This window comes from Micromonospora sp. NPDC004551 (assembly GCF_040609975.1).
Lineage (GTDB): Bacteria > Actinomycetota > Actinomycetes > Mycobacteriales > Micromonosporaceae > Micromonospora.
Window position 1 is genome coordinate 567,539 of the sequence record NZ_JBEXLM010000001.1, and the last position, 20,938, is coordinate 588,476.

General features: G+C 74.2%; 20 protein-coding genes. 8 read left to right on the forward strand and 12 right to left on the reverse strand.

The features are described 5' to 3' along the window. Positions 1 to 3: 3 nt before the first annotated feature. The 4 genes from ABZW14_RS02895 to ABZW14_RS02910 form a co-directional block, all read right to left on the reverse strand. Positions 4 to 447, reverse strand: a complete 444-nt coding sequence (locus ABZW14_RS02895) for a hypothetical protein (protein ID WP_355338716.1) — start codon at positions 445 to 447, stop codon at positions 4 to 6. Positions 448 to 493: 46 nt separating this feature from the next. Then, on the reverse strand, positions 494 to 970 hold the full coding sequence (locus ABZW14_RS02900; protein WP_355338719.1) for a hypothetical protein: 477 nt from the start codon (positions 968 to 970) through the stop codon (positions 494 to 496). A gap of 87 nt (positions 971 to 1,057) precedes the next feature. Then, positions 1,058 to 1,870 (reverse strand): G5 domain-containing protein, encoded by an 813-nt coding sequence (locus tag ABZW14_RS02905; protein WP_355338722.1) that lies wholly within the window; start codon positions 1,868 to 1,870, stop codon positions 1,058 to 1,060. 188 nt (positions 1,871 to 2,058) lie between these two features. Beyond that, complete coding sequence (locus ABZW14_RS02910; protein ID WP_355338725.1) at positions 2,059 to 2,250, reverse strand: general stress protein CsbD; 192 nt, start codon at positions 2,248 to 2,250, stop codon at positions 2,059 to 2,061. A gap of 211 nt (positions 2,251 to 2,461) precedes the next feature. On the opposite strand from ABZW14_RS02910, the gene ABZW14_RS02915 reads away from it, so the two are divergent. Beyond that, positions 2,462 to 3,649 (forward strand): hypothetical protein, encoded by a 1,188-nt coding sequence (locus tag ABZW14_RS02915; RefSeq protein ID WP_355338728.1) that lies wholly within the window; start codon positions 2,462 to 2,464, stop codon positions 3,647 to 3,649. A gap of 105 nt (positions 3,650 to 3,754) precedes the next feature. Here ABZW14_RS02915 and ABZW14_RS02920 read toward each other — a convergent pair whose 3' ends face one another. Both ABZW14_RS02920 and ABZW14_RS02925 read right to left on the reverse strand, forming a co-directional pair. Then, positions 3,755 to 4,795, reverse strand: a complete 1,041-nt coding sequence (locus ABZW14_RS02920; RefSeq protein ID WP_355338731.1) for a DUF4352 domain-containing protein — start codon at positions 4,793 to 4,795, stop codon at positions 3,755 to 3,757. Between the two features lie 76 nt (positions 4,796 to 4,871). Beyond that, a complete protein-coding gene (locus ABZW14_RS02925; protein WP_355338734.1) occupies positions 4,872 to 5,528 on the reverse strand; it encodes a 4'-phosphopantetheinyl transferase superfamily protein in 657 nt (218 codons plus the stop codon). 163 nt (positions 5,529 to 5,691) lie between these two features. Between ABZW14_RS02925 and ABZW14_RS02930 the strand changes: the two genes are divergently transcribed. Continuing rightward, positions 5,692 to 5,910: a hypothetical protein gene (locus ABZW14_RS02930; protein ID WP_355338737.1), complete on the forward strand. Its 219-nt coding sequence runs from the start codon at positions 5,692 to 5,694 to the stop codon at positions 5,908 to 5,910. A gap of 54 nt (positions 5,911 to 5,964) precedes the next feature. On the opposite strand, the gene ABZW14_RS02935 is transcribed toward ABZW14_RS02930, so the two are convergent. The 3 genes from ABZW14_RS02935 to ABZW14_RS02945 form a co-directional block, all read right to left on the reverse strand. Continuing rightward, a complete protein-coding gene (locus ABZW14_RS02935; RefSeq protein WP_355339396.1) occupies positions 5,965 to 6,738 on the reverse strand; it encodes a peptidase in 774 nt (257 codons plus the stop codon). Positions 6,739 to 6,746: 8 nt separating this feature from the next. Continuing rightward, on the reverse strand, positions 6,747 to 8,024 hold the full coding sequence (locus ABZW14_RS02940) for a VWA domain-containing protein (protein ID WP_355338740.1): 1,278 nt from the start codon (positions 8,022 to 8,024) through the stop codon (positions 6,747 to 6,749). A gap of 394 nt (positions 8,025 to 8,418) precedes the next feature. Next, positions 8,419 to 10,116, reverse strand: coding sequence for a phospholipid carrier-dependent glycosyltransferase (locus ABZW14_RS02945; RefSeq protein ID WP_355338743.1), 1,698 nt, complete (start codon positions 10,114 to 10,116; stop codon positions 8,419 to 8,421). A gap of 83 nt (positions 10,117 to 10,199) precedes the next feature. Here ABZW14_RS02945 and rsmI point away from each other — a divergent pair, with 83 nt between their 5' ends. After that, positions 10,200 to 11,048 carry a 16S rRNA (cytidine(1402)-2'-O)-methyltransferase gene (rsmI, locus tag ABZW14_RS02950; protein WP_355338746.1) on the forward strand — a complete coding sequence of 283 codons (849 nt, stop codon included), beginning with the start codon at positions 10,200 to 10,202 and terminating at the stop codon, positions 11,046 to 11,048. 6 nt (positions 11,049 to 11,054) lie between these two features. Here the strand turns inward: rsmI and ABZW14_RS02955 are convergent, their stop codons facing one another. Beyond that, a complete protein-coding gene (locus ABZW14_RS02955; protein WP_355338749.1) occupies positions 11,055 to 11,924 on the reverse strand; it encodes a hypothetical protein in 870 nt (289 codons plus the stop codon). A gap of 138 nt (positions 11,925 to 12,062) precedes the next feature. Here ABZW14_RS02955 and metG point away from each other — a divergent pair, with 138 nt between their 5' ends. Continuing rightward, on the forward strand, positions 12,063 to 13,865 hold the full coding sequence (gene metG / locus ABZW14_RS02960; protein ID WP_355338752.1) for a methionine--tRNA ligase: 1,803 nt from the start codon (positions 12,063 to 12,065) through the stop codon (positions 13,863 to 13,865). A 58-nt stretch (positions 13,866 to 13,923) separates the two neighbouring features. Here metG and ABZW14_RS02965 read toward each other — a convergent pair whose 3' ends face one another. Beyond that, a complete protein-coding gene (locus tag ABZW14_RS02965; protein WP_355338755.1) occupies positions 13,924 to 14,775 on the reverse strand; it encodes an alpha/beta hydrolase in 852 nt (283 codons plus the stop codon). Positions 14,776 to 14,836: 61 nt separating this feature from the next. Next, positions 14,837 to 16,075, reverse strand: a complete 1,239-nt coding sequence (locus tag ABZW14_RS02970) for a hypothetical protein (protein WP_355338758.1) — start codon at positions 16,073 to 16,075, stop codon at positions 14,837 to 14,839. Between the two features lie 82 nt (positions 16,076 to 16,157). On the opposite strand from ABZW14_RS02970, the gene ABZW14_RS02975 reads away from it, so the two are divergent. From ABZW14_RS02975 to ABZW14_RS02990, 4 genes are all read left to right on the forward strand, one after another. Continuing rightward, positions 16,158 to 17,117, forward strand: a complete 960-nt coding sequence (locus tag ABZW14_RS02975; RefSeq protein ID WP_355338761.1) for a TatD family hydrolase — start codon at positions 16,158 to 16,160, stop codon at positions 17,115 to 17,117. Positions 17,118 to 17,130: 13 nt separating this feature from the next. After that, entirely contained in the window at positions 17,131 to 18,000 is an 870-nt protein-coding gene (gene rsmA, locus ABZW14_RS02980; protein WP_355338764.1) for a 16S rRNA (adenine(1518)-N(6)/adenine(1519)-N(6))-dimethyltransferase RsmA, read from the forward strand. Between the two features lie 83 nt (positions 18,001 to 18,083). After that, the gene (locus ABZW14_RS02985; RefSeq protein WP_355338767.1) at positions 18,084 to 19,037 is read left to right on the forward strand and encodes a 4-(cytidine 5'-diphospho)-2-C-methyl-D-erythritol kinase; all 954 of its coding nucleotides are present in this window, start codon (positions 18,084 to 18,086) and stop codon (positions 19,035 to 19,037) included. A 77-nt stretch (positions 19,038 to 19,114) separates the two neighbouring features. After that, complete coding sequence (locus ABZW14_RS02990; protein ID WP_355338770.1) at positions 19,115 to 20,914, forward strand: ABC-F family ATP-binding cassette domain-containing protein; 1,800 nt, start codon at positions 19,115 to 19,117, stop codon at positions 20,912 to 20,914. Positions 20,915 to 20,938: the final 24 nt, after the last annotated feature.

The following is a 20,938-nucleotide window of genomic DNA, read 5'->3' on the forward strand; positions in this document are numbered from 1 at the left end:
GAGCTAATCCGGCAGCGGTGTGGGATGCATCGTGAGGTAGATCAGCCCCTGCTCCTCGTGAACCGTGCAGGTCAGTTCGTAGGGCTCGGCAGCGCCAATGCGGAAGACGAGGGTGACTCGATCCGGCACGAATCTCTCTGTGCCGGTGGGCTCGCCGAAGACGCCGGTGATCTCTTGCTGGTCCAGTCCTGCCCGTAGGGGGAGCCGGAGTGCGTCGATCATGCTCTGAGCCGTCGGCTCCGGCAGGGCGACGAGGTCGATCGCTACCGAACGCGTTACCTCGGGAGCCGACTCAAGACGAAGCCACTCCGTGAAGCCCGACGCCTCCCCAACCCAGCAACGCTCCAGGTACTCCCAGCCGCGAAGCTGCTCAAGGTGCTCCGCCGCTACGAAGTGGGCGAGGCGAAGCCGACCGAAGGCGTCATGCGAGATCCCCCACGGCTCCACCCTGGCACTCCTTCAGTTAATCGAGATCGGGCGACAGTACCGCAGGTCACAGGAACTGGTCACCGAGCCGCGTGAGGGCCGTCTCGGCCGCCTCCGAGGCGACTCGGGCGTAGACGTTCATGGTCACGGCGATCTGGCTGTGCCGGAGGATCCGCATCATGACCCTGGGGTGGACGTCGAGAGCCACCAGCAGGGTGGTGCAGGCGGGCCGGGTGGTGTGCACGGAGATCTCCCGGACGCGGGCTTTGCGGCAGCGGGTCTTGAACTCCCGGTGGAAGTTCCTCGGCTCGACCGGCGCGGCCGGCGACTCGGCGAGCGGGTCGGGGGCATCAACCGGAACCCGTTGGTGCCGCCCCACGATCCGGCGAACTCGGCGAGGATCCACCGGCCCGGACATCGACGAGCCACGGCTGGCGGCCGAGCGGTTCGTCCAGCACCTGGAACGGCGGGACGACGCGGCGGCGTACGCGTCGACGTGCCCGGAGGCCCAGGAGCGGGTCACGCTGGCGGAGTTCACCGCCACGGTGGAGCGCCTGGGCCGCCCGGTGTCGCACACGCTCACCGGTGCCGCCTTCGGCACGCCAGCGATCCGGTCGCGGCGGTTGCGCCGTCAGGTGTCGCAGGCGATCCCGTCGCCGTCGCGGTCCAGGTCGTAGATGTCCTCGCCCACCACCCGCACCGGCCCGTCGACGTACGCGGGGCCGTTGCCGCTGCCGCCGGCGCAGTCGACGTCGCTGGCGATCGGCACGCAGGCGCCGCTGTAGTTCGGGTCGCACTGCCGCGTCTGCTTGGTCCCGACGGCAATCACCTGCGTGACCGGCGCCTTCGTGACCACGGAACGCACGAGCTTCTTCCCGGTCTGCACGCCGTCGGTGACGGTCACCTGGTAGGTGAGCGTGCGGACGCCCGCCGCCCCGCGGGTCCGGATCTTCTTCGTGCCCTCGGCAAGGGAGGAGTCCTTGACCGTCCTGGTCGAGTAGGCGATCTTCTCGGTCGTCGTGACGATCCGGGTCTCCACCTGCGGGGACGGCGACTCGCTCGGCGCCGCCTCGGTCGTGCTGGCCGCCGCCGTCGGGGTGGCGACATCGGCCACGGCCGGAGCGGGAGCGGCGGCCTCGCCGCCGTTCGGCGCTGAGGTGGCCGGGGCGGCGTCCTTCTTGCCGGTGTCCGCCGGAGAGTCGGCGACCGCGCCGATGGCGACGCCGCCGCAGCAGCAGAGCACCAGGACACCCGCCGTCACGATGGCGACCTGCGCGCCGCGCGAGAGGCGGCGCCACCACGACTGCCGCGGCGGAGCGGCCGGGTACTGGCCCATCGGGTACGGCGGGACCGCGTCGAACTTGGCGGTCGGCTGCTGGTGGGGCGGCGGCGGGGGCGGCGGCGCCTGCCCGCGCCACGGGTCCTGCGGCGGTGGGTACGTCACGCCTCTCAGTCTGCTTTCAGCCGCAACAATTGCTAGCGGCTAATCGGGCACCCTCAGTGCCGACACCTCGACGGCCTGTCAGGTCGGAATGTTCCGACTGGTCGCCCGGAGCGACGAGTGGTGATCGGCCACCCGGCCGACGGGAACCACTGGTCAGCCGGGTTCCCGCCGCACCGGAGACCGGTCGATCAGGCGGTGAAGTCGTCCCGCGCGTCCCCGGCGTCCTGCTGGACGTGCTCGCCGGGGCGCTTGCCCCGGACGGCGTCCTGGCGCCGCACCTCGTCCGCCTCGGACCGCTCGTCCCGGTTCATGTCGCCCAACCGCGCCCGGGCCGGGCCGGCCAGATCCTCGAGGTCGTCCTTCGCCCGTTCGACGCTCATGTCGCCTCCCCTGCCGTCGTGGCGCCGTCGCGCCCTCCGCCCGCGGCGTCCCCGCCCGTCGAGGAGTGAAACCCGAGCGGGCTGGTCAGCGCTTCCGCCGGGCCAGGCCGCGAGCAGGCCCGGGTGGTAGGTCTCGCGGGCGGGGTGCACACCGGCTTCCCTTCGGGTGGCAGGCTCCCCGGAGCGAGCACGAGCCGGAGGGAGCGGGGACATGGCGGGTTGGTCCGCGATGGCGGGAACGAACGATTTCGAGGTACCCGGTGAGGAGCAGGCCCGGGACCTGGTGGAGGCCCTGTCCACACACGGGTTCGCCTACGTCACGGCCCGGCCGTCACCGCGCGGCGGTTGGCTGGTGACGGTCCTCGACGAGGGGCCGTACCCGGTGGACACCGTCGGGCACCGGACCATCGAGGCGGTGGCCAGCGCCGCCGGCCTCATCGCCCGCGAGCACGGCGGGTACGCCGCCGGCGGCAGCCGTTTCGACGTGAGCAGGCTGCCCAGCTATCGAGAGGCCCAGGCCCCCGTGGTGCGCACGAACCCGGGGACGCGCCCGCCGATCCCGACCGTCGTGGTCGTGCCGCCCCCGCCCTCCGCGCCGCTGGCGCTGACCCCGGACATCGCCGTCGAGGACGTGCCGATCGACCTGTCCGGGTTGGACGACGTGCCCTGGGCCGAGCTGTCCCACGCCCACGGCTCCGCCGAGGACATTCCCGGCCTGCTGCGCGAGCTGGCCGACCCGTACGGCGACTGGGACGAGATCCTCGACGAGCTGTTCGGCGACGACCTGCTGCACCAGGGGACCTGCTACTCGGCCACCGCGCCGGCGCTGCCGTACCTGTCGCGGCTGATCCGCTCCGGGGCTTTACCCGCCCGGCAGCGCCTCCACCTGCACGCGTGGCTGCTCATCGCCGCCGGCCGACTCGGGGACGGCCTGATCGCCGGCGCCGAGGTGGCGCTGGTCCACGGCGAGCCGCCGGAGCCCGCCTCCTGGACCGAGGAGGTGTACCGCGCGGTCGACCGGGAGCTGCCGGCCCTGCTGAGGCGGTGGGAGGTCGAGGTGCCCGCGGTGCGCTTCGTGCTGGCCGCCCTGGCCGGGCTTTACCCCGTGCACGGGCGTCAGGTCGTCGGCCGGATCACGGCGATGGCCGAGGAGTTCGAGGGCACCCGGGCCGGCGCGTACCTGCGGCTGGCCGAGGCCCTCGTGCAGGGCCGGGACGAGTCGGCCGGCGAGCTGGCGGCGGCCATCGTGGCCTGGGAGGACGACCTGGACCCGGATTGGCTGGACGCCCCCGGGGTCGGGGTGGCCGTACGGGCGGGGCAGGTCCTCACGGAGGGCGGGCTGCGCACGCTGAGCGACGTCGAGCGGGCGGCCGTCGGTGGGGAAACCGAGCCAGGCTGACGGCGGCCGGACCGACGCCGTCGACCGCCGTGCCCGACCGGTTCGGGCGACGCGAAGGGGGCCGGTCCACACGGGACCGGCCCCCTTGCCGCCGCACGTGGGCCGTTACGGCTTCCAGGAGCCCGCGGTACGCAGGTGGTGCTGGTACTCCAGCGTGCCGCTCTTGTTCTTGACGTCGAAGATGAGCTGCCCGGTGCGCTTGCTGCCGCTGGGCAGGTTGTTGCCCGAGCCCATCAGCTTGCCGCAGCCGGAGAAGGCGCCACCGACGCCGCTCTCCTCGGTGCCGTCGGCGCCGACCCACTTGAAGAAGAACGGGTTGATCGAACCGGTGCCCTTGGTGACCTCGGCGGTCACGTCGGCGATCAGGTACATGCCGTTCTTCGGATCCGGCATGAACTCCTGGCAGGCCTTGTCCTTGGTCCGGAAGTTGCTGACCGTGATCTCGACGGTGCCGTCGTCGTCGTTGACGATCAGCGTGTCGCCGGACGGCATGTTGAAGGTCTCGTTGTCGGTCTTGCCCGGCTCCGGCGTCGCCGAGGTGCCGCCGGTCGGGGTGTCGTCGACCGGGTCGCTGTAGGTGACCCCGGGGGTGGGGAGGCTGTCGATGGCGTCCTTGGTCTTCTGCGCCCCGCTGTAGATGGCGAAGATGCCGCCGCCGCAGCAGAGCAGCAGCATGACCGCCACCACGATGCCGACGGTGATCCAGACGTTCTTGTTGGACTTCTTGGCCGGCGGGCCGAACTGCCCGGGCGCGGGCGGGTATGGCCCGGTCGGCGGGTACGCCTCACCCGGGGGCGGCGGGAACTGCCCGGGCGGCGGGGGGAACGCGGCCCCGGCCGCCGGGTACGGCGGCTGCGGCGCGCCCGGCGGCGGGTACGGGGCACCCGAGGTCGGCGGCTGCGGCGCGTACGGCGGCTGCGGCGCGTACGGCGACTCCGGGGCGGACGGGTACCCGCCACCCGCCGGCGGGTACGGCGGCTGCGGCGGGTACGGCGCACCCGAGGTCGGCGGCTGCGGCGCGCCCGAGACCGGCTGCGGGCTGCCGGGCACCGGCGGCATCGGCGCGGTGGGGAACGCCTGGGTCGGCGGTTCCTGAGGCGGCTGGTTCGGGTCCTGCGGTCCGAACGGAGGCTGAGGGTGGCTCACCGTACTCCTTGGGGCACCTTCGAGATCGACAGTCGGAACGACGGTACAAGCCCGTCGCAACGCGACCGTCAGGCCCTCACCCCGGTACCAGAACGGCGGCGGTGCGCACCAGATCGGCATCCACCGCGAACCGACCGGCTATCGACGACGGCGGATCGGTCAGCGGGGCGGCGGCGAGCCGGGCCGGCGCGATCCGGGCGGTGAACGTGCCCGCCTCGGGGTCGAGCGTGACCCGGGCGTCGGGAAAGTCCAGCCAGGTCCCGACGAGCGGCCGCCACACCTTGTAGACGGTCTCCTTGACGCTGAACAGCACGACCGGCCAGGCCACCTCGCGCGGCAGCCGGGCCAGTTCCGCCTCCTCCTCGGGCAGGCAGACCTTCCGGCGTACCCCGGTGGGAAGGTCCCGGTGGCGCTCGGCGTCGATGCCGACGGCGCGGATCTCGGCGGCGCGGGCGGCGGCGGCCGCGCAGTAGTCCCGGGTGTGGGTGATGGCGCCGACGATGCCGGGCGGCCAGACCGGGGCGCGGTCGGTGCCGGCGGGCACCGGCGTGGCCGGCAGCCCCAGCCCGGCCAGCGCCCGGCGGGCGCACACCCGGCCGGCGGTGAAGTCGCGGCGGCGGCCGGCCACGGCCCGCTCGCCCAGGCCGGCGCGCTCGGCCGGGAGCAGCGCGCCGGTCCAGTCCGCGGCGCCGGCCACCGCCACGGCGACCTCGGGCGGCAGTAGGTCCCGCATGAGGGGGGAACGTACCGCAACCATGTAACGCCGGAGCGTTCCGGGGCGCTGTTTGATCGTTCTGGGGAGACACCGTCCACAAGCACGAGTCCACTCACGAGAGGATCGGCCGATGACGCCTGGCGCGAAGGCGTCGGGATCACGATCGGGCGAGCACGCCCCCGTGACCCCCGACTGGATCTGTGGCTCCTGCGGCGACGAGTGGCCCTGTGCCACGAAGCGCCGGCGGCTGCTGGACGAGTACCGGGTGGACCGTGCCTCGCTGAGCGTCTATCTCGGCTCCTGCCTGGCCGCCGCCACGCAGGACCTGCGCGCCGCCCCGGTCGGCTCCCTCCAGGACCGGTTCATCGGCTGGGTGCCGCGCACCCCGCGCACCCTCTGACCCGCGCTTCCGGTGGCCGCCGCGTCGGGTTCGGGGCGGCCACCGGTCGCGGGCTCAGGGGCGGCGGGGCCGCCGGGTGAGCGCGAAGCCCACCACTCCCGCCACGGCGGCCAGCACGCCGCCGACGCTGGTCCACACCCAGCGCGAGCCGGGCTCCGGTAGCCAGCCGGTGAGGCCGCCCTCCTCCTCGGCGACGGGCTCCGGCGCCGGCTCCGCGGTGAGCACCGTGCCGGCCTTCGTGTTCGCCACCAGCGGCGCCGCCAGCTTCCCGTCGTCGCCGGACCCGCCGCCGTCGGTGTCGGCGCCGACCAGCAGGTCCACCTCGACCGGCAGGCCCAGGTCGGGTTCGGGCAGGTCGGTGACCGAGAGCCGGAGGTAGTAGGTGCCGGGCAGCGGGTCGCCGGACCACGGCTCCGCCCAGGGCCGGACCCGGCGCAGCGTGCAGCCCAGCGCCACGCTGGTCGCGGTCGCCGCCGCGGTCGGGGTCTGCGCGCCGGCCGTGCACGCCTGGCGGCGGCGCAGTCCGTCGAAGACGTCGACGGTCCAGGTGGACGCGCCGGTGCGCGCCTTGCCGAAGGAGACCGTGGCCGTGACCTCGTGGACCTGGCCGGCCTCGGCGCGGAACGACCAGTAGAGATGGTCGCCGGTCGAGGCGCCCACCCGGACCGGCTGGCCGGGGGTGATGGTCGTGGCGGTCAGGAACGAGGTGCCGGCCTTGGTGACCGTGGCCGCGCCGGGCGAGGGCGTCGGCGCCGCGGCGGCGGCCGCCGGAGCGAGGGCCAGGCCGGCGGCGGCCAGCGCCGCGGCGGAGCGGATCAGCGTACGCATCGTCAGTCTTACCTCCACGTGGCCACCCACCAGCGGGTGAGCAGGCCGGCGATCAGCCCGGTGACCAGCCCGGCCAGGGTGAGCAAAAGCAGCAGCACCCAGCCGCGGCCGAGGTCCGGCCCGTCCGGGGCGGGGGACGCGGCGACCACGTCGACGGTCAGCTCCACCGGCATGCCCGGGGTGACCTGGGTGCCGGGGCGCGGCGCGAACGAGTTGCTGACCACGAGGCACACGGTCCGCGCCGCCTGCACCCCGCTCGGGGTGGGCTCGGGGCCGGGCTCCTCCTCGGCGGCCGACCAGCGCAGCCCGGCCGAGACCACGTCGGTGCGCCCGCTGCCCGCGTCGACACCCCGGACCAGTTCCCGCCCGTCCGGTGCGGTGGCCCGCAGCAGCACGCCGTAGTCCGGGTTCACCGGCCGGTCCAGCGCGAGGCTCACCGAGGCGCGCAGCTCCTGCCCGGGGCGTACCGGCACCCGGTACCAGCGGTGCTCGGCGAACGCCTCCCGGTCGGTGTAGACGCCGGGGGCGAGGAGCGGGGCATCGTCGCAGCCGGCCGACCCGCCGACCACGGTCGGGGTGGCGGTGTAGGTGTCCCGGGCCCGGTCCACCAGCTGCTTGATGCGCCCGGTCAGCTCGTCGGCGCTCTGCGCCGCCGTGTACGTGCCGCCGGTCGCCCCGGCGATGCAGAGCAGCTGCCGGCGGACCTTCTCGTCGGGAGCCAGGCCGAGCGTGTCGACGACCAGCCGGGTGCCCTGGGCGGCCAGCTCACGGGCCACCTGGCAGGGGTCGGGCGGGGCGCAGGTGTCCTCGCCGTCGGTGATCAGCACGATCCGGCGGGCGGTGCTGCCGGTGCCCAGGTCCTGCGCGGCGGACCGGAGCGCCAGCCCCACCGGGGTGAAGCCGGTCGGGCGCAGCGTGGCGACGGCCGCCTTGGCCTGCGTACGGTCCACGGGGCCGACCGGCACGATCTGCTGGGTGTCCCGGCAGCCCTGCTTCTTGTCCTCACCCCGGTAGGTGGCGCCGAGCACCCGGATGCCGAGCTGGGTCTCGTCCGGCAGCGCGTCGACCACCTCGTTGAACGCCTGCTGCGCCACCGAGATCCGGCTGCGCCCGTCGATGTCCCGCGCCCGCATCGAGCCGCTGACGTCGAGGACCAGCTCGACCTTGGGTGGCTCGGCAGGGGGTTCGGTGGTCCCGTCGTCGGCCGCGGCGGGCGGCGGACCGATCAGCGCGGTCGTCGCCAGCAGTCCGAGAAGGACGGCCGCCGATCGTCTCTTGTTGATCACCGGGCGAAGTGTAGTGAGATCCACTGTGGAAGATCATCCGGGTCCGGCAATCAAGATCGATCGATGCGCCGAGCTCATCGTCAGGGGCCGTGCGGTGCCCGTCCGCGCGTCGGTGAACAGTAAGGAATTCGTAATGTTTCCGCAGTGTGACCCACCGTAACGTGCCCGATGTAAACCATTTGGGGGGTGGCGCATTCGTCGGAAATCTGACCAGGGCCGACCCGTTGTGCCGCTGCCACACTGTGGTTAAGCTCTGTCTTGCGCGCCCCAATCGCCCGCTTCCCCCGTGGCAGGCGATCGGGGCGCGCTTTTTCGTGCCTCCGGTTCCGGGCCCCCCGGCCGCCTGCAACGGCCGACGCGTGATCGCAACCGGTTTTCGGCCGGGCCGCGCCGATCAGATCCAGCGACCGTCCAGCCACATCCGGGCGGACCAGTCCGCGTAGGCCATGAGCCGGCCCACGAAGATCGGATAGAAGTAGCCGAAGCAGAGGGCGACCAGCAGCACGTACGCGCCCGCGATGATCCCGCCGATCAGCCGGCGGTCGGAGGTCTCCTCGGCGCTTGGCGGCGCCGCCGTGCCGGCGGCCGGGGCGGGCGAGATGATCGCGCCGAGCACGTAGACCACCGCGAGCACGAGGAACGGCACCGCAGGCGCGGCGTAGAACGAGAACATCGTGCGGCCGTCGAGGGCGAACCAGAACCAGGGCAGCAGGCCGGCGGCCACGCTGAGCAGGATGGCGCCGGCCCGCCAGTCGCGCCGCGCCAGCCCGAGCCAGACCGTCGCCGCCAGCGCCGGCAGGAACGACCACCAGAGCAGCGGCGTGCCCAGCAGCAGGATCTCCGAGGCGCAGCTCGGCGCGCCGCAGTTGCCGTCGCCGGACCAGTAGAAGGCCACCGGCCGGCCGAGCAGCAGCCACTGCCACGGCCAGGACTGGTACTTGTGCGGGTCGTCGAGCTGGGTGTGGAAGCCGTACGCGGCCTTGTGGTATTCCCACAGGTTGATCAGCGGCCCGATGACCGGGGTGTCGCTCAGCCCCGGCGTGTTCGGGTAGCGGCTGGCCAGGCGGTAGTAGCCCTCGTCGCCGAGCAGCCAACCCGACCAGGTGAGCACGTAGGTGACGACCATGAGCACGCCGGCCGCCAGCAGCCACGGCAGCTCGTCGAGCAGGGCGTCCCGCCACGGACGGCGGACCCCGGCCGAACGGCGGACGCCGACCTCCCAGAGGAGCACCAGCAGCGCGAAGGCCGGGACGAAGTAGAGGCCGCTCCACTTCACCGCGCACGCGCAGCCGAGCAGCACCCCGGCGGCCAGCCGCCACCACGGCCAGTCGCGCCAGGTCGACGGCGGACGCCCCGCCCGCCCCGGCAGCGACGGGTCGAGCCCCGCCTCCAGGGCCCGGGCCCAGCGCCGGCGCCGGGCGTCGCGGTCGAGCACCAGGGCACCGAACGCGGCCAGCACGAACAGCAGCAGGAAGATGTCGAGCAGCGCGGTGCGGGAGAGCACGAAGTGGAAGCCGTCCAGGGCGAGCAGCAGCCCGGCCGCGCAGCCCAGGGTGGTGGAGCGGAACATCCGCCGGCCGATGCGCACCAGCAGCAGCACCGACAGGGTGCCGGCGACGGCCGCCGCGAACCGCCAGCCGAACTCGGGGGCGGTGGTCATCAGGTGCCCCGGCACGGAGATCTTCGTCTCCGCGTCCTGGTAGCCGAAGGCCCACTCGCCGAGGCCGATGAGCCACTTGCCCAGCGGCGGGTGCACCACGTACGACGGGCCGTTGTCCTTGTAGTTCCACTCGACGCCGCGGTCGATCAGCCCGTAGGCGTCGCGGGCGTAGTAGATCTCGTCGAAGATCTTCCCGTTGGGGCCGCTCAGGCCGACGAAGCGCAGGATCGCGGCGATCGCCACCACGACACCGGTGGCCAGCCAGGCGCGCCCCCGGTCGAGGTGGGCGTCGACGGTGTCGAGCCGACGCCGGACGACGGCCGGGATCCGGCCGCCGCCGCTCGTGGCGGGGCCGGCGGCCCCGTCGGCGTTGGTCGGCTCGCCGGCGGACCCGGCCGCGTTCGCGCTCTGTGCTGTCGACGCACTCGTCACCCGGCGATCGTAGGCTGCGAAGGTGCCCGGTGGCGCCCGTCGTCTCCGAGATTGGTACGGCCGTCGATGAAGGAGCGCACGTCGTGGGTGAAATGTCCGAGGTTGGCCGCCTGGTGCTGCTCGGCGCGCCGCTGGGCAACCCGGGCGACGCGTCCGCCCGGTTCCGCGAGGTGCTCGCCGCCGCCGACGTGGTCGCCGCCGAGGACACCCGCCGGCTCACCCGGCTGGCCCGCGACCTGGCGGTCACCGTGCCGGGCCGGATCGTCTCCTACTTCGAGGGCAACGAGGAGCGGCGCACCCCGGAACTGGTCGAGGTGCTCGCCGGCGGCTACACGGTCGCGCTCGTCACCGACGGCGGCATGCCCAGCGTCTCCGACCCCGGCTACCGGCTGGTCCGGGCCGCCCTCGACGCCGGGATCCCGGTGACCGCGGCCCCCGGCCCGAGCGCCGTGACCACCGCCCTGGCGCTGTCCGGGCTGCCCTGCGACCGGTTCTGCTTCGAGGGCTTCCTGCCCCGCACGCCCGGCGCCCGGCGGTCCCGGCTGCGCGCGCTCGCCGCCGAGGAGCGCACCCTGGTGCTGTTCGAGGCGCCGCACCGGATCGCCGGTGCGCTGGCCGACCTGGCCGACGCGTTCGGCCCGGACCGGCCCGCCGCGGTGTGCCGCGAGCTGACGAAGACGTACGAGGAGGTGGTCCGCCGGCCCCTCGGCGAGCTGGCCGAGTGGGCCGCGGAGGGCGAGCCGCGCGGCGAGATCACCCTGGTCGTGGCCGGAGCGCCGCCGGCCGCGGCGGTCCGGCCCGACGACGACACCCTGCGCGCCGCGGTGGCCGCCCGCGAGGCGGCCGGGCTGTCCCGGCGCGACGCCATCACCGAGGTCGCCACCGAGTACGGGCTACGTCGCCGCGAGGTCTACACGGTCGTGCACAGCTGACCGCCGCTACCAGGCCGAGGCCAGGAAGCCGGCGGTGATCAGCAGCGGGCCGGCCAGGGCCATGCCCACCGCCCAGCGGCGGTGCCGGCGGTCCGGCAGCCGGGTCGCGCCGGTCCACCGGGCGATCCCGGCGGCGCAGCCGGCCACCAGCAGCAGCCCGAGCAGCCAGCGCAGGTGCCGGCCGGCGCCGGCGTCCGCGTAGGCGATGTGCGCGGCCGGCCCGGTCATCCGGGCGGGCAGCACCGAGCCGGTGGCGCTGCGCTCGGCCGGCACCCCGCTGACCCGGATCCCGTGGGCCAGGAAGCGCTGCCCGTCGGCCTGGAAGAGCCCCCGGCAGCGCTGGGTCAGCCCGCCACCGGTGCAGTCCGTGATCACCGCCGTGCCGCTCGTCCCGTGCCCCACGGCCAGCCAGAGCGGCCCGGCGCTCACCCAGGCGAAGAATGCGGCCAGCAGGGTCAGCGACAGCAGGACGGACAGCCCGGTGACCGGGTCCGGGGGCCGGGCCGGGCGGGCCGGGTCGCGCCGGGCCGCCCACCGGCGCACCGGCCACCGGGCGGACCGGGGGCGCGGCTCCTCCCGCAGTGGGGTGCCGTCCCAGTGCACCTTCTCGATCGGCGCCCAGGCGGTCCCACCGTCCGCCGGGACGGACAGCCGCTGCCAGCGCGGCTGCCGGACCGGCACCCGGCGCGGGACGGCGTCCACGGGCGCCCCGGTGGTCGGTTCGACCTCCACGGGCGGGTCCGCCGGGTCCAGCCGGGGCTGGGGAGCCACCGACCCGCCGCGCGCGGGGATCCGCCGCGCGGCCTCCCCGGCCGTCGGCGCGGAGGAGGGCCCGCCCGGCCCGGGCGCCGCTGGTCTGCTGGTCACGCCGTTCATTTCACACCGGCGGGCGGGGGCCGCCGGGCAGCTCACACCGCGTGTCGGCGACAAATCGGGCGTACGGGCGGGGTCGGCTCGTGGGACGCGCCCTATTGGTTCGCGGGTGGCCCGCGGCAATCACTAGGCTTGACGCTCATGAGTCACGTTCTCGCCGCGGTCGCCTGGCCCTACGCCAACGGCCCGCGCCACATCGGCCACGTATCCGGATTCGGCGTTCCCTCCGACGTCTTCGCCCGGTACATGCGGATGGCCGGTCACGACGTGCTCATGGTCTCGGGCACCGACGAGCACGGCACCCCCATCCAGGTGCAGGCCGACGCCGAGGGGGTCACCCCGCGTGAGCTGGCCGACCGCTACAACCGGGTGATCGCCGAGGACCTCCGGGCGCTGGGCCTGTCCTACGACCTGTTCACCCGCACCACCACCCGCAACCACTACGCCGTGGTGCAGGAGCTGTTCCAGGGGCTCCACCGCAACGGCTACATCGTCCCCAAGGTCACCACCGGGGCGATCTCCCCGTCCACCGGCCGTACCCTGCCCGACCGCTACATCGAGGGCACCTGCCCGATCTGCGGCTACGACAGCGCCCGTGGCGACCAGTGCGACAACTGCGGCAACCAGCTCGACCCGATCGACCTGATCAACCCCAAGTCGAAGATCAACGGCGAGACGCCGGAGTTCGTGGAGACCGAGCACTTCTTCCTCGACCTGCCCGCCCTGGCCGAGGCGCTGCGGCAGTGGCTGGACACCCGGGAGGGCTGGCGGCCCAACGTGCTGCGGTTCTCCCGCAACCTGCTCGACGACCTCCAGCCCCGGGCCATCACCCGGGACCTGGAGTGGGGCGTTCCGATCCCGCTCGACGGCTGGCGCGACCGGTCCGACAAGCGCATCTACGTCTGGTTCGACGCGGTGATCGGCTACCTGTCCGCCTCCATCGAGTGGGCCCGCCGCACCGGCGACCCGGAGGCCTGGCGCAGGTGGTGGTCCGCCGACGGCGAGGGCAAGGACGCCCGCGGCTACTACTTCATGGGCAAGGACAACATCGTCTTCCACTCGGTGATCTGGCCGGCGCTGCTCGGCGGCTACTCCGGCGAGGGCTCCCGCGACGGCGAGCCGGGCGAGCTGGGCCGGCTCAACCTGCCCACCGAGGTGGTCTCCAGCGAGTACCTGACCATGGAGGGCCGCAAGTTCTCCTCCTCCCGCAAGGTGGTCATCTACGTCCGCGACTTCCTGGAGCGCTACGACGCCGACGCGCTGCGCTACTTCATCGCGGTGGCCGGCCCGGAGAGCAACGACACCGACTTCACCTGGGCCGAGTTCCTCCGCCGCAACAACGACGAGCTGGTCGCCGGCTGGGGCAACCTGGTCAACCGGTCCATCTCCATGGCGGCGAAGAACTTCGGCGCGATCCCGCCGGTCGACCCGGCCGGGCTCACCGAGGCTGACCGGGCCCTGCTGGACACCGCGAAGGCGGGCTTCGCCACGGTCGGCGACCTGATCGCCCGGCACCGGCAGAAGCAGGCCATCGGCGAGGCCATGAAGGTCGTCGCCGAGGCCAACAAGTACCTGTCCGAGCAGGCGCCCTGGAAGCTCAAGGGCGAGGACGACAAGCCCCGGATGGGCACCATCCTGCACGTCGCCCTCCAGGTGGTCAGCGACGCCAACACGCTGCTCACCCCGTTCCTGCCGCACTCCGCGCAGAAGATCCACGAGCTGCTCGGCGGCACCGGGGTGCATGCGCCCATGCCGGTGATCGAGGAGGTCGACGACCTCGACGGCGGGCCGGCGTACCCGGTGCTGACCGGCGACTACACGGTCGGGGCGCGCTGGGAGTCCGTACCCCTGGCGGTGGGCCGGCCGCTCGCGGCGCCGAAGCCGGTGTTCCGCAAGCTCGACCCGTCGATCGTCGACGAGGAGCTGGCCCGGCTGGCCGGCTGAGCCGACCGACACGCGACGCGGCCCCGGGGTTCCCCCCGGGGCCGCGGTCGTCGGTGGCTCAGGCGCGGGCCATCTTCGGCGCGCCGATGAACTCCATGATCGCCTGATTGACCTCGGTCGGGTGCGTCCACGGCGTGCCGTGCGGCGCCCCCTTCAGGGTGACCATCCGGCAGTCGGACAGCATGTTCTGCAACCGCTGGCCGGTGACCGGGTACGGCAGCACGTTGTCCTTGTCGCCCTGAATGATCAGCACCGGGATGTTGATGTTCGGCAGGTCGCCCCGGAAGTCGGTCAGCCAGGCGTCCACGGAGTCGTGAGTGCCCTTCGCCGACGCCCGCGCGCCGATCTCCCAGTGCGCCCGGTACGCCTCCTCGCTGACCCACTTGCCCTTGGTCTCGCTGTAGTTGAAGAAGGCGTCGCAGAACTGGGTCAGGTAGGCGAACCGGTCCTGGATGATGGCCGCCTTGAACCCCTCGAACAGGCTCTTGTCGACCCCTTCCGGATTGTCCTGCGTCTTCAGGAGGAACGGCGCCAACGGCGCCATCAACACCGCCCGCTCCACCCGGTCCGAGCCGTACGCGCCCAGGTAGCGGGTCACCTCGCCGGTGCCCATCGAGTGCCCGATCAGGATCGCGTTGCGCAGGTCCAGCTCGGTCATCAGCACGTCGAGGTCGGCCGCGAAGGTGTTGTAGTCGTAGCCGAACGCCGGCTGGGCGGAGTTGCCGAACCCGCGCCGGTCGTACGTGATCACCCGGTAGCCGGCCGCGAGCAGCGGGTTGGCCATCTTCTCCCAGGTCGCACCGTTGAACGGGAACCCGTGGATCAGGACGATCGGCTGGCCGGAGCCGTGGTCCTCGTAGTAGAGGTCGATAGGTGCGGAATTCTCCGTACCGACGGTGACGAAAGGCATGGCCGGTTCTCTCCCCATTGCGTGCGTCTCGGACGCCCGCGCTTTCCCGCCCCGGTCGCCGTTATTCCGTCGCGTACGGCAGATCGACCACCCGGTCGTCCGTCAGCTCGGCACCCGGCGCCCACGTCTCGTAGACGCCCCGCTCGTGGCACTGCGCCCCGGTCGTGGTGACCGCATCCGGATCGGGCCGGCACAGGCGCAGCCGCAGCCAGCCCGCCTCCTCCCGCAGCACCAGGCAGGGCACCCCGCGCCAGGTGGCGTAGCGCAGCCGGCGGGCCGCCGACTCCACCGGGTAGCGGACCGTCCGGGTCATGGCCAGTACCCGGAACCCGCCCGGCTGGTCGGCCACCGCCTCGTACTCGGTGCCACCGTAGGCGCCGACGAGCTGGGTCGAGCGGGGCGCGTCGCCGGTCGGCACGTACTCCTGGTCGGGGGAGAGGCCCGGCACCGCGGCGAGCAGGTGCCGCCACTGCGGGCCGACCATGCGCAGCCAGCCCCGCTGCTCCGCCTGGTAGGTGTAGAGCACCACCTCCACCCCCTCCGCCGGGTAGGCGAGCAGGGTGGCGTTCGCCGGCATCGGCAGGTCGGCGAAGTCGCGGGTGACGAACTCGGGGATGAGCTGGGCGTTGCTCGGCACGAACCCGGTGCCCAGCACCGGCGGCCCGAGCCGGTCCCGCGGCGGCAGCGCCGTCAGCCCCTGGTGCGCCGGGCCGACCGGCACGTCGTAGTCCGCCGGGTCGGCGGCGCGCCAGCGCAGCGCGTACGCCACGTCGCCGCCCTCGGAGTCGCCGCGCAGCACCGCCATCCCCGCCGGGGTCCGCAGGTGCGCCACGTCGTGCTCCCGGTGGCAGAAGCCGTGCGGCAGCCAGCCCCGCACGTAGCCGGCGAGCTGCCGGGCGGAGAGCACCTTCACCATCCGGGTACCCGGGCGGATCAGCGCCGAGCCGCGCACCGCCGCGAGCGACGGGTCGCCGGCCGCGCCCGGCTGCTGGCTGAGCTGGTGCAGGTACGCCCAGCCGTGCTCACGGTGCAGCGGCATCAGCAGCGGCGGGTCGGCATCCTCGGTCGGCTCGGCCGCACCGTGCACCGCGCTCACCTCGGTGACGTGCACGAACCGCCGCCACGGGTACGCCACCCCGGGTCGGGGCGCCCACTCGAAGCCGGGCGCCTCGTCGGCGCTGAACAGCTCGAACGCCGCGCCCCGGGCGATCTCCTCCGCCGGGTGGACCCGGCCGTCGTACGTCACGCGCAGCCCGGTCCGCTCGGAGGCGGCCCCGTTGGCCTGGGGAGTGACGGTCACGCACCGGACCGTAGGCGCGACAGATGTTGTGCGCGTGAACAGTCGATGGCGGTCCGGAAACGCCGGCCCGTGGCGGTGTGTGATGCTGGCCGCGATGAGCGAGCAGACCGAAACCCGCAAGCAGCGCGCCGCCCGCCGGGCCGGTGAGTTCCCGCCCGCACCGGAGGCGCTGGCCGTGCCCGTGCTGGACAGCCACACCCACCTCGACATCACCGTCAGCGAATACGGCGTTCCCCCGCGAAGCGCGAGGAGTGAGCCGGGCTCGCGAGCCCCGCAGTCGCGAGCGGACAGCGGCCCGGTCGGCCCCGCCGACGACCCCGTGGCGGCGGCGATCGCGGTGGCCGCCGGCGTCGGCGTGGACCGGCTCGTGCAGGTGGGCGTGGACGTCGAGTCGTCCCGGTGGGGCACCGACGTCGCCGAGCGTTACGGCGCGGTGCTGGCCACCGTGGCGCTGCACCCGAACGAGGCGCCCCGCCTGGCCGACCTCGACGAGGCGCTGCGCCAGATCGAGGCGCTCGCCGGCCGGGACCGGGTCCGCGGCATCGGCGAGACCGGGATGGACTTCTTCCGCACCGGCGACGAGGGCCGGGCCGCGCAGGAGGAGAGCTTCCGGGCGCACATCGCCATCGCCAAGCGGTACGGCAAGGCGCTGGTCATCCACGACCGGGACGCGCACGCCGACGTGCTGCGGATCCTCGACGACGAGGGCGCCCCGGACACCGTGGTGCTGCACTGCTTCTCCGGCGACGCCGACTTCGCCCGCGAGTGCGTCCGCCGGGGCTACCTGCTCAGCTTCGCCGGCACGGTCACCTTCGGCAGCGCGTCGGCCCTCCGCGAGGCCGCCGCGGTCACCCCGCCCGGGCAGCTGCTGGTGGAGACCGACGCGCCGTACCTGACCCCGATGCCGCACCGGGGGCGCCCGAACGCCTCGTACCTGATCCCGCTGACCGTGCGGTTCCTGGCCGAGACGACCGGGACCGACCTCGACGAGCTGTGCGCGGCCATCTCCGCGACCGGCGAACGCGCGTTCGGGCCGTGGTGAAAGGATGCCCGGCGTGACCGGACTCCTCGGCCCGGCGGAGATCCGGGAGCTCGCCGCGCGGCTCGGCGTGACGCCGACCAAGAAGCTCGGCCAGAACTTCGTGCACGACCCGAACACGGTGCGCCGGATCGTCACCACCGCCGGGCTCGCCCCCGACGACGTGGCGCTGGAGGTCGGCCCCGGCCTCGGCTCGCTCACTCTGGCCCTGCTGCCGGTGGCCGCGCACGTGCACGCCGTGGAACTCGACCGGGCGCTGGCCGCCGCGCTGCCGGAGACCGCCGCCCGGTTCGCCGGCCCCGACGCCGCCCGGCTCACGGTGCACCCCGCCGACGCGCTGCGGGTCACCGCCGCCGAGCTGGCCGACCCGGCGCCTACCGCGCTCGTGGCGAACCTGCCCTACAACGTGGCCGTGCCGGTGGTGCTGCACCTGCTCGCCGAGCTGCCCACCCTGCGCCACGGCCTCGTGATGGTGCAGAAGGAGGTCGCCGACCGGCTCGTCGCCGGTCCCGGCTCCAAGGTGTACGGCGTCCCGTCGGTCAAGCTCGCCTGGTACGCCCGCTCCCGGGCCGCCGGCAAGGTACCGCCGAACGTCTTCTGGCCGGTGCCGAACGTCGACTCCGGGCTGGTCGCCTTCACCCGGCGGGAGCCGCCCCGCGCCGACGTACCGCGGGAGGCCGTCTTCGCGGTGGTCGACGCGGCGTTCGCGCAGCGCCGCAAGACCCTGCGCGCCGCACTCGCCGGGTGGGCCGGCGGCGCGGACCGGGCCGCCGCGGCGCTCACCGCCGCCGGTGTCGACCCCGGCGCGCGCGGCGAGTCGCTCACCGTGGAGCAGTTCGCGGCCATCGCCGCGTCGGCCCCGGCCGCCTCCGCCGCCGACCAGTAGGCTGGCGCCGTTGCCCACCCCGCCGAGGAGCTGACCGTGCAGAAGCCGTTCGACATCCGCCTGCGCCCGCGGGACATCGCCCCGTGACCGAGGCCTGGCGACCGGACGACGAGGACGGGCAGCGGCGCGGGTCCAGCGGCCCGGTAAAGGTGCGGGTGCCGGCGAAGGTCAACCTGCACCTCGGGGTGGGGCCGCTTCGCCGCGACGGCTACCACGAGCTGAACACCGTCTACCACGCGATCTCCATCTACGACGAGCTGACCGCCCGCCGGGGCGACACGCTCACCCTGACCATGGAGGGCGAGGGCGCCGGCGAGCTGGCCCTGGACGACTCCAACCTGGTGATCCGGGCCGCCCACGCCCTCGCCGGCTACGCGGGTGTCCTGCCGCACGCCCGGCTGCACCTGCGCAAGCAGATCCCGCTCGCCGGCGGACTGGCCGGTGGCAGTGCCGACGCGGCCGCCGCGCTGGTCGCCTGCGACGCGCTCTGGGGCACCGGGCTGTCCCGCGACGAACTGGCCGGGATCGCCGCCGACCTGGGCTCCGACGTGCCGTTCCTGATCCACGGCGGCACCGCCCTGGGCACCGGGCGGGGCGAGGCGGTCAGCCCCGTGCTGGCCCGCCCCACCTCCTGGCACTGGGTGGTGGCCGTCGCCGACGGTGGCCTCTCCACCCCGGCCGCCTACCGGGAGCTGGACCGGCTCCGCGACGCCGGCACCGCGGGGGAGCCGCTGGGCAGCACCGACGCCCTGCTCGGCGCGCTGCGCCAGCGCGATCCGCGGGTGCTCGCCGCCGCCCTCGGCAACGACCTTCAGGCCGCCGCGCTGACCATGCGCCCGTCGCTGGCCGACACGCTGAAGGCCGGGGAGGCGGCCGGGGCGCTCGCCGGCCTCGTCTCCGGCTCCGGCCCGACCTGCGTCTTCCTCGCCACCGACGAGGCGCACGCCGGGCGGATCGCCGCCGACCTGGCCGCCGCCGGCGTATGCCGGGACGCCCGGGTCGCGCACGGCCCGGTCCCCGGCGCCCGCGTCGTCTGAGGCGCGCCGGCCGGCCCGCGTACCCTTGAGGCGGGCGTCCCGGGCACCGGGGCGCCTTGATCATGAAAGGTGGGTTCGTGGCCAACATCGTCAACCTGGACCGGGTGTCCAAGGGGTACGGCGCCGCCGGGCCGCTGCTCACCGACGTGTCGCTGGGCCTCGACGACGCCGACCGGGTCGGCGTCGTGGGCCTCAACGGCGCCGGCAAGTCCACCCTCCTGCGCCTGCTCACCAAGCAGGAGGAGCCCGACGACGGCCGCGTCACCCACCGCCGCGACCTGCGGGTCTCCTGGCTCCCGCAGAGCCTGGCCCTGGCCCCCGAGGCCACCGTCCGGGACGTGGTGCTCGGCACTGCCTGGCTCGGCGAGAGCATGGGCGCCGAGCACGAGTGGGCCGGCGACGCCGGCGTGCGGGCCATCCTCGACGGCCTCGGCATGCCCCACCTCGGCCTCGACGCGCCGGTCGGCCCGATGTCCGGCGGCGAGCGCCGCCGCGTCGCGCTCGCCGCCCTGCTGGTCCGCGACGCCGACCTGCTCATCCTCGACGAGCCCACCAACCACCTCGACGTCGGCGGCGTCGACTGGCTGGCCCGGCACCTCGTCACCCGCAAGGGCGCGCTCGTCGTGGTCACCCACGACCGCTGGTTCCTCGACGCCGTCTGCACCGCCACCTGGGAGGTCGCCGATCAGGCAGTCCGGGCCTACGAGGGCGGCTTCGCCGCCTGGACCCTGGCCCGCGCCGAGCGGCAGCGCGTCGCCGCCGCCACCGAGGCCCGCCGGCAGAACCTGCTCCGCAAGGAGATCGCCTGGCTGCGCCGCGGCGCGCCGGCCCGCACCTCCAAGCCGAAGTTCCGGATCGACGCCGCCAACGCGCTCATCGCCGACGTGCCGGAACCGCGCGACACCATGTCGCTGCAACGGCTCGCCACCGCCCGCCTCGGCAAGCAGGTGTACGACCTCGACGCGGTCACCCTGCACGCCGGCCCGAAGGAGATCCTGCACGACCTCACCTGGCAGGTCGGCCCCGGCGACCGGGTCGCGATCCTGGGGCGCAACGGCGCCGGCAAGACCACCCTGCTGCGGATGCTCGCCGGGGTGACCCGCCCCGACGGCGGGCGGTTCGCCGCCGGGCAGACCGTACGCCCCGCGTTCCTCTCCCAGGAACTCGCCGAGCTCCCCGGCCACCTGCGCGTCCTCGAAGCCGTCGAGGAGGTCGCCCGGCGGGTGCAGCTCGGCGACCGGGAGATCAGCGCCGCCCAGCTCGCCGAGGTCTTCGGCTTCGACGACCGGCGGCTCTGGACCCCGGTCAGCGACCTCTCCGGCGGCGAGCGCCGCCGGCTCCAGATGCTGCGGCTGCTCGCCGGCGAGCCCAACGTGCTCCTCCTCGACGAGCCCACCAACGACCTGGACACCGACACCCTGGCCGCACTGGAGGACCTGCTCGACTCCTGGCCCGGCACGATCATCGTGGCCAGCCACGACCGCTACCTGATCGAGCGGGTCACCGACGTCGCGTACGGGATGTTCGGCGACGGCCGGCTCGTGCACCTGCCCGGCGGCGTCGACGAGTACCTGGCACGCGCCGCGGCCCGTGGCGGCCCCGCGCCCGCCGACCTCACCCCGGCCGGGGCCGCCCCGGCCCGCGAGGGCATGTCCGCCGCCGAGGTACGCACCGCCAAGAAGGAACTCAGCCGGCTGGAACGCCAGATCGCCAAGCTCGAACAGAAGGAGGCGACGCTGCACGAGCAGCTCGCCGCCAACGCCACCGACTACGCCAGGGTCGCCGAGCTGGACGCCCAGCTCAAGGAGATCCGGGCCGAGCGGGACCGCACCGAGGAGGCCTGGCTGGCCCTCGCCGAGGAGCTGCCCGGCGGCTGACCCCGGCCGGGGTGGGGGGTGTGC

Excerpts from the sequence above, each read along its gene's own strand:
- ABZW14_RS02925 (WP_355338734.1), bottom strand. The coding sequence starts at position 5,528 with ATGCGGGACCTACTGCCGCCCGAGGTCGCCGTGGCGGTGGCCGGCGCC.
- metG (WP_355338752.1), top strand. The coding sequence starts at position 12,063 with ATGAGTCACGTTCTCGCCGCGGTCGCCTGGCCCTACGCCAACGGCCCG.
- ABZW14_RS02955 (WP_355338749.1), bottom strand. The coding sequence starts at position 11,924 with ATGAACGGCGTGACCAGCAGACCAGCGGCGCCCGGGCCGGGCGGGCCC.
- ABZW14_RS02915 (WP_355338728.1), top strand. The coding sequence starts at position 2,462 with ATGGCGGGTTGGTCCGCGATGGCGGGAACGAACGATTTCGAGGTACCC.
- ABZW14_RS02975 (WP_355338761.1), top strand. The coding sequence starts at position 16,158 with ATGCTGGCCGCGATGAGCGAGCAGACCGAAACCCGCAAGCAGCGCGCC.
- ABZW14_RS02935 (WP_355339396.1), bottom strand. The coding sequence starts at position 6,738 with ATGCGTACGCTGATCCGCTCCGCCGCGGCGCTGGCCGCCGCCGGCCTG.
- ABZW14_RS02965 (WP_355338755.1), bottom strand. The coding sequence starts at position 14,775 with ATGCCTTTCGTCACCGTCGGTACGGAGAATTCCGCACCTATCGACCTC.
- ABZW14_RS02910 (WP_355338725.1), bottom strand. The coding sequence starts at position 2,250 with ATGAGCGTCGAACGGGCGAAGGACGACCTCGAGGATCTGGCCGGCCCG.